The organism is Catellatospora aurea (assembly GCF_042663325.1).
GTDB lineage: Bacteria > Actinomycetota > Actinomycetes > Mycobacteriales > Micromonosporaceae > Catellatospora > Catellatospora aurea.
The window spans coordinates 70,787-77,911 of the sequence record NZ_JBHTAC010000036.1; the positions used below are offsets into that span (position 1 = coordinate 70,787).

The following is a 7,125-nucleotide window of genomic DNA, read 5'->3' on the forward strand; positions in this document are numbered from 1 at the left end:
GGCGGCGCGGGGTGCTTTAATCGATACATATAACATGCAAGGAGGGCCGTCCGTGCAGAACGGCGCCGAGGCGCGACAGGGTGAGATCGTCACGTTCTACTCCTTCAAGGGCGGCACCGGGCGCACCATGGCGGTGGCCAATGTGGCCTGGATCCTGGGTGCCGCCGGCAAGCGTGTGCTCGCCGCCGACTGGGACCTCGAGTCCCCGGGCCTGCACCGCTTCTTCCACCCGTTCCTCGACGTGAGCAGGCTGTCTTCGCTCGGCGGGGTCATCGACCTGATCCGCGAGTTCGACCACGCCACCACCGCCGACGAACCCCGCGAGCCGTCCTGGTACGCCCACTACGCCCAGGTGGAACGCTATGCGACGCCGCTGCGCTGGTCCTTTCCCGGCGGCGGCAGCGTGCACTTCCTGTCCGCGGGCCGGCAGAACCGCGACTACGCCACCCAGCTCGGCGACCTCGACTGGGACGACTTCTACGAACGCCGCCACGGCGGCCGGTTCTTCGACGCGCTGCGCGAGGACATGCGCCGCCACTACGACTACGTCCTGGTGGACAGCCGCACCGGCCTGACCGAGCTCGCCGACATCTGCACCGCGCACCTGCCCGACACCCTGGTCAACTGCTTCACCTTCGCCGAACAGGCGATCAACGGAGCAGCCGTGCTGGCCAAGGAGATATCCACCCGCTACCGCAACCGGTCCATCCGCATCCTGCCCGTCCCTATGCACGTCGACATCACCCAGCCCGCCCAGGCCCAGGCCGGGCGGACCGTCGCCATGCGCCGCATGGCCGGGCTGCCCGCGAACATGACCGAGGCCCAGCGCCGCCGCTACTGGGCCGCCGTCGAGGTGCCCTACCAGCCGGCGTACGCGTTCGAGGAGATCCTCGCCGCCGTCACCGACCCGCCCGGCATAACCGGCACCCTGCTCGCCGCATACTCCGAGCTCGTCGCCCACATCACCCGCGGCGCGGTCACCGGTCCACCGATCATGGACGAGGGCCTGCGGCGGCGCACCGCGGCTCGGTTCGTCCGCACCCCGGACCCCGCCGTCACCGAGGTGATCCTGCACTACGACGCCACCGACGCGGTCTGGGCCGAATGGGTCGCCTCGCTCTGCCGCGCCGCCGGGCTCACCGTCGCAGATCCGACACCCGGCAACACGCCGAGCCGCGGACACGGGCGCCGGCTGACGATCGTCTCGGCCGCCAACGCCACCGCGCTCGCCCGGCTCACCCGCGACGAGCGCGCCCCCGCCGCCAACCCGCCGCTGGCCGTGTACGTCGCCGACGTCGCCGCCGTGCCCGCCTTCGACGCCGCACACAGCGTGCGCCTGTCCGGCGACGACGTCCTCGCCGCCAGCACCGGCCTGCTCACCCTGCTCGGCCACGCCGCGACCGCCCTGGACCCGGCACATCCACCGGTGCGCTTCCCCGGCCTGCCGCCCATGATGTTCCACATGCCGCCCCGCGACCCCGGATTCACCGGGCGCGACGACGACCTGCGCCTGCTGCGCGCCCGGCTGCGCGACCACGACGACGCGACCCTGCTGCCCGCCGGCGCGCGCGTGGCCGTGCAGGGCATGGGCGGCATCGGCAAGACCCAGCTCGCCGTCGAGTACGCCCACCGCTACGCCGGCGCGTACGACCTCGTCTGGTGGATCGACGCCACCGCCGACAGCACCGCCCAGCTCGCCGCGCTCGCGCCGCACCTGGCGGTGGCGGCGCGCCCCACCCCCGCCGCCACCGCCCGCGCCGCGCTGGCCGCCCTCGAACGCGGTCGCATGTACCGGCACTGGCTCATCGTCATCGACGGCGCCGACGACATCGACGCGGCCGTCGGCCTGCTGCCCCGAGGATCCGGGCACGTCGTGGTGACCTCCCGCAACCCCGGCTGGGCCGAACACGCCGACCTGCTCGAAGTCGGCCTGTTCGACCGGGTCGAGAGCATCGCCCACCTGCGCCACCGGCTGCCCACCATCCGCGACTCCGAAGCCGTGCAGCTGGCCGCCTCCGTCGCCGACCTGCCGATCGCCGTCGCCGCGGCCGGCAGCTGGCTGGCCGACACCGGCCGCCCCCCGGCCGACCTGCTCGTCGAACCGGGCCGCCTCGGTCCCGACCTGCAGCTCACCTGGGACGCGTCACTGCGCAGGCTGGGCGAGGAGACCCCCGCGGCATACCGGCTGATCGAGATCTGCGCGCTGCTCGCCCCGGAGATCCCGCTGCACATCGTGTACAGCGACGCGCTCGCCGCCACCCTCGGCGAGGTCGACCCGGCCCTCACCGACCGCTGGAAACGCGGAAAGCTGCTGCAGACGGTCAACCGGCTCGCCCTGGTCCGCCTCGACGTACGCGGCCAGGACGCCGGCGGCGCGCGCGTGCTGATGCACCCGGTCCTGCAACGGGTGGTCCGGTCCCGGATGAACGAAGCCGACCTGTCCGCCAACCGGCACCGCGCCCACCTGGTGCTCGCCGCCACCCGCCCCCGCGCCGACGTCGACGACCCCCGCTCCTGGGCCGCGTACGGCGCGCTGTGGCCGCACCTGGACGCCTCGGGCGCGGCCGAGTGCGGCGACGCCGCCGTCCGGCAGCTGCTCCTGCACCGGCTGCGCTATCTGCAGCTGCACGGCGACACCGGCGAGAGCCGGACCCTGAGCCGCCGGCTCGACGAGCTGTGGACCCGGGCGCTGGACCGCACCGCGGACCCGGCCTCGCACGCCGAACTGCACCGCCAGCTCCGCCACCTGCGCGACCAGACGGCGACCCTGCACCACGACCCGTTCCCCGGCTGACCGGTCAGGGCCCGGCCGTCACCCAGGCCAGCGCCTGCGGCAGGATCTCGACCGAGCCGAAGTGCGCCGTGTCCGCCTGGACCTGCACGTACGCGTGCGCGATGCGCCTGGCCAGCCACTCGGTGTGTCCGACCGGTGAGAACGCGTCGTCGGCGCCGTGCCACAGCAGCACCTCGCCCGTCACGTCGGACAGCTGGAACCCCCACTCGCGGCGGAACGCCAGCGCGTCGTCGACCCAGCCGTGGCCGCCGAACCGTGTCGCCTCGGCGTAGTTGTCGGTGATCAGGCGCCGGATCGCGGTGTCGTCGATGACCCGCAGATCCGAATGGGTCAGCTCGCCGCGCAGGGCCGCCATCAGGCTCTCCGGGTCGCGGCGGGCGCGGTCGGCACGGGCCAGCAGCCGCTCGGTGAACAGCGCCACGTCCCGGTCGGCCATGTCGTAGTCGTTGGTGTTGGACTGCGCCATGCCGTCGAACCAGGCCAGCCCGGGCGCGTCCGGTGGCGCGATGCCCACCAGCGCCGCGGCCCTGGTCACCCGGTCGGCCAGCAGCGCCGCGCAGGCCAGCGCGTGCGGGCCGCCGCCGGATCGGCCGATGACCCCGAAACGGTCCAGCTCCAGCGTGTCGGCGATGGCCGCCACGTCGGCCGCGGCGTCGGCGACCTGGCGACCCGGGACCCGGGTCGAGCCGCCGTAGCCGGGGCGGTCGTAGGAGACCAGGCGCACGCCCATCCGGTAGAGCACGATGCTGCGCGGCCGCGGTCCGCTGCGGCTGCCGGGCGTGCCGTGCATGAGGAACACGGGACGCCCGTCCGGCGCGCCGGAGACCTCGACCGACAGCACACCGCCCCGCGGCGACGGCACCAGCCGCGAAGGCGATCGGCGCGGATCAGGCATGGCGACCTCCCCGCGTCGAGGGTACGACATCGAGGTTTCACGATGGTGACATTGATCGATGTGAGCCGGGTCAGCGATCCGTCTCGGGCAGCGTGAACCGGTAGTGCCGGGCCTTCAGGATCGGGATGACGCGGTCGACGGCGTCGACGGTCTGGCTGCGATCGCCGCCGCCGTCGTGCAGGAGTACCACCGCTCCGGGGGTGACACCCTCCTCCAGGCGGCGCACCAGTTCGTCGGTGCCGGGAGTCTCCCAGTCGGCGATCGCCAGCCGCCAGCCCAGCGGACGCATGCCCAGCGACGCGGCCACGGCCGGGCTCCTGCCCCAGGCTCCGTACGGCGCGCGGAAGTACGGGATGCGGGCGGTCGGCAGAGCCCGGCGGATGGCGGCGTCGGTCTCGCACAGGTCCGCCGCGATCCGCTCGGGCGTCCAGGCGCTCATGTCGTCGTGGTGCATGCTGTGGTTGCCCAGCGGGTGCCCGGCGGCGGCGATCCGGCGCACGATCTCGGGGTGCCGCTCGACCTGGTCGCCCTGCAGGCAGAAGACGGCTCTGACCCGGTGCCAGCGCAGCACGTCGAGCAGACGCGGGGTGTGCGTGGGGTGGGGGCCGTCGTCGAAGGTGAAGCTGACGCCGTTGCCGCATGCGGTGTCGATGACAGACGGAAACTGTTCTGTATTCACGTAGAAACGTTTCTCCCGGTCGCGGATCTCATTTTCCGCGCACTGCCGGCGCAGGGTCAACGATTTTCGGAGAGCTTTCAGTCGCCTGACCGCGCCGTGGTTCCGATACTTTCCGAAAGTCATTGACGGCGGTCGGTCTCGCCCAAAATACTGCGGAGGCTGTGGCCAGGTTGTCGGCCGTTCGCCGCTGTCCCGGCGCGTTGGAGGAGGCGCTGTGACCGCGGTGGCGACCGCACGGGGTTGCGCCGGGGCGTCTCCTGGCGCGACCGGGCGGCGGGTCGGCGGCGTGGCCGCGGACCGGGCCGTTCCGAGGGGCCCGGTGTCGCCGGGCGGTGCGAGGACACGACGGCGGCGGGCGGTGTAGGGCCGCCCGCCTGCGTCGCGCCGCCCGGCACCACTCGTCTGCCGACACCGTGGGCCCGGCGTCTGGAAACCAGCCTGCCGGGCCACGGGTGCGACGTCCTTACTTGCGCGGCTTCTGCGGGATGCGCGGCAGCACGTACGGCGGACCCGTGTAGATCAGGTCGCCCTTCATCAGGTTGTACGCCCGCTTGGGCTGGTAGTTCTCGTCGTAGATGTTGGCCATGCCCTCGTTGCCGAACCAGTTCGGCACCCAGGAGTGCTTGTCGGTGAAGCCCCAGACGGTGAACGACAGGCAGTGCCGGTCGGCCAGGCAGGCCTGCAGCAGCACGCTGTAGTTCGCCGCGGACGCCTGCAGCCGCGGGTTGATCTCGTTGGAGTCCCCGTTCTGCACCGCCTCGGTCAGCTGGCTGCGCACGTCGACCTCGGTGAACGCGGTCGCCAGCCCGAGCCCGGCGAACTTCTTGAGTGCCGCCGCGACCTGCAGGGTGTCGTAGTTGCCGTACTGCGTGCCCAGGTGGCCCTGGCTGCCCACGCCGTCGATCGGCACCCGCTGGGCCAGCAGGCTCTTGGCCATGTCGTACACGAACTGGGTCTTGTCGTTGGCCGGGTCACCGGAGCCGAAGGCCTCGATGTTGTAGTCGTTGTAGAACAGCAGCGCCTTCGGGTCGGCGGCGCGCGCCCAGCGGAACGCGTCGGCGATGTAGTCCGGACCCAGGTGCTGCGCCCAGAAGCCCTTGTAGTGCAGGGTGGACGGGGTGTCCCACGGGTCGCTGACGGCCTCGTTGACGACGTCCCACTGCCAGATCTTGCCCTTGAAGTGCTTCACCACGGTCGTGATGTGGTTGCGCAGGATCTCGCGCAGCTGCTCGGTGGTGATCGAGCCGTCGTTCACGCCGGTGGTGAGCCAGCCGGGCAGCTGGTTGTGCCACACCAGCACGTGCCCGCGCACCCGCTGGTTGTTCTGCTTGGCGAAGGCGATCAGCTCGTCGGCCGGACCCCAGTTGTAGGTGCCGCGGGTGGGCTCCAGGCTCTCCCACTTCATCTCGTTCTCCGCGGTCACCGTGGAGAACTCCGACGCGACGAGTTCGCGGTAGCGGGGGTCGGCCGCGTCGTTCAGCGCGGCCATGGAGACCGCGGTGCCCATGTACAGGTCGTGGCGCAGACCGAGGTTGCGCAGGCTCTGGTCGGCCGGGTTGTACGGATGACCGGCCGAGGCCGGCAACGTGTTGAGCGCGCCGACGGTCGCGATGGCGACGGCGCCGGTGGCGATCCACCGTTTGATTCTCATGGCGTTCCTTCCGTGGTGAGCGGTCGACGGGGTCGACGAAGTGGCACGGGAGTTTGCGATGGTGCGGATGACGCGTGAGCGATGAAAGCGGCCGCGGGCGGAGAAAGCCCTCCCGCGCCCGGCGCGGTAGTTGCGGCTCAAGTTCCGTTACTACGCCGAAACATTACGATGGGGTAAGAGGGTCGTCAACCGTCGGAACTTCCGGAAACCCTTGGTGTGGCGTCGAATAGCCGCAGCTCAGCTCCGGAAGTTTCGGTCGAAGACATGTGCGCAGGTCGTTGTCTCGTCCGGCAGAGCGCGATCGGGGCCCGGCGCGCGGCCGGGCCCCGATCGGCGGGACGGGTCAGTGTTCGAGATAGGTCGCGTGGTCGAAGTCCGCGTGCACGCCGTCGTTGCCGAGGTCCTGCACCCACAGGCCGAGGAACGCGCCGGTGAAGCCCCACGCGGCGGGCTCGCCGTCGATGATCAGGGCGGCGTGCTCGTCGGACAGGATCGTCGCGTCCAGCTCGACGGGCAGCTGCCGCCAACCGTCGCCGAGGTCGTAGGAGAACAGCACCGCGGGGCCGTCGAACTCCGCGCGCAGGCCGACCCGGCCCGCGGCGCTGGCGTCCACGGTCAGCTCCGGGTAGACCGTGCGCCGGCCGCTGTCGGAACTGAGCAGCTCCAGCACGGCGCGGCCGTCGTCGGCGCGGGTCAGGTAGAGGTAGTGCCAGTTCAGGGTGTTGTAGTAGGCGGTGATCCCGGCCAGGTGGCGGTGATCGGCCGGGTCGAACTCGACGACGGTCTCCAGGGAGCAGCGGGTCGCCCCGACGCGGCGGGCGACCAGGCTGGGGGTCTGCTTGCCGACCGGCGACTGCCCGCCGCGGATGCGCAGGTGCGACGGGCGTGCACGCAGGTCGAGCCACTCCGGTCCGGCCGGGCGGCGCAGCGTCGACCACGCGGTCGACAGCTGCGGGGCGTCGAAGTGGTCGGTGGCCGGCTCCACCGGCCAGGCGTGCACCGGCAGGCCCGGTGCGGTGATCTCGTCGGCGGGGATGCCGCCGGGGATGCTCGGCCAGCCGCCGGGGGTCCAGTCGACTTTCTGGATGGCGGTCTCGCGGCCGAGC

The 7,125-nt window shown here is 72.0% G+C and carries 5 protein-coding genes; 1 reads left to right on the forward strand and 4 read right to left on the reverse strand.

The window, feature by feature from the left end:
- The first annotated feature begins 52 nt into the window (after positions 1–52).
- On the forward strand, positions 53–2,794 hold the full coding sequence (gene fxsT, locus ACFQO7_RS27585; RefSeq protein WP_376809105.1) for an FxSxx-COOH system tetratricopeptide repeat protein: 2,742 nt from the start codon (positions 53–55) through the stop codon (positions 2,792–2,794).
- 4 nt (positions 2,795–2,798) lie between these two features.
- Here the strand turns inward: fxsT and ACFQO7_RS27590 are convergent, their stop codons facing one another.
- The 4 genes from ACFQO7_RS27590 to ACFQO7_RS27605 form a co-directional block, all read right to left on the reverse strand.
- A complete protein-coding gene (locus tag ACFQO7_RS27590; protein WP_360525225.1) occupies positions 2,799–3,689 on the reverse strand; it encodes an alpha/beta fold hydrolase in 891 nt (296 codons plus the stop codon).
- A 70-nt stretch (positions 3,690–3,759) separates the two neighbouring features.
- Positions 3,760–4,368 (reverse strand): polysaccharide deacetylase family protein, encoded by a 609-nt coding sequence (locus ACFQO7_RS27595; protein ID WP_376809106.1) that lies wholly within the window; start codon positions 4,366–4,368, stop codon positions 3,760–3,762.
- A 463-nt stretch (positions 4,369–4,831) separates the two neighbouring features.
- The gene (locus ACFQO7_RS27600; RefSeq protein WP_376809107.1) at positions 4,832–6,019 is read right to left on the reverse strand and encodes an endo-1,4-beta-xylanase; all 1,188 of its coding nucleotides are present in this window, start codon (positions 6,017–6,019) and stop codon (positions 4,832–4,834) included.
- Between the two features lie 343 nt (positions 6,020–6,362).
- Positions 6,363–7,125, reverse strand: a 763-nt coding sequence (locus ACFQO7_RS27605) for a beta-xylosidase family glycoside hydrolase (RefSeq protein WP_465252389.1), incomplete at its 5' end; no start/stop codon positions are given.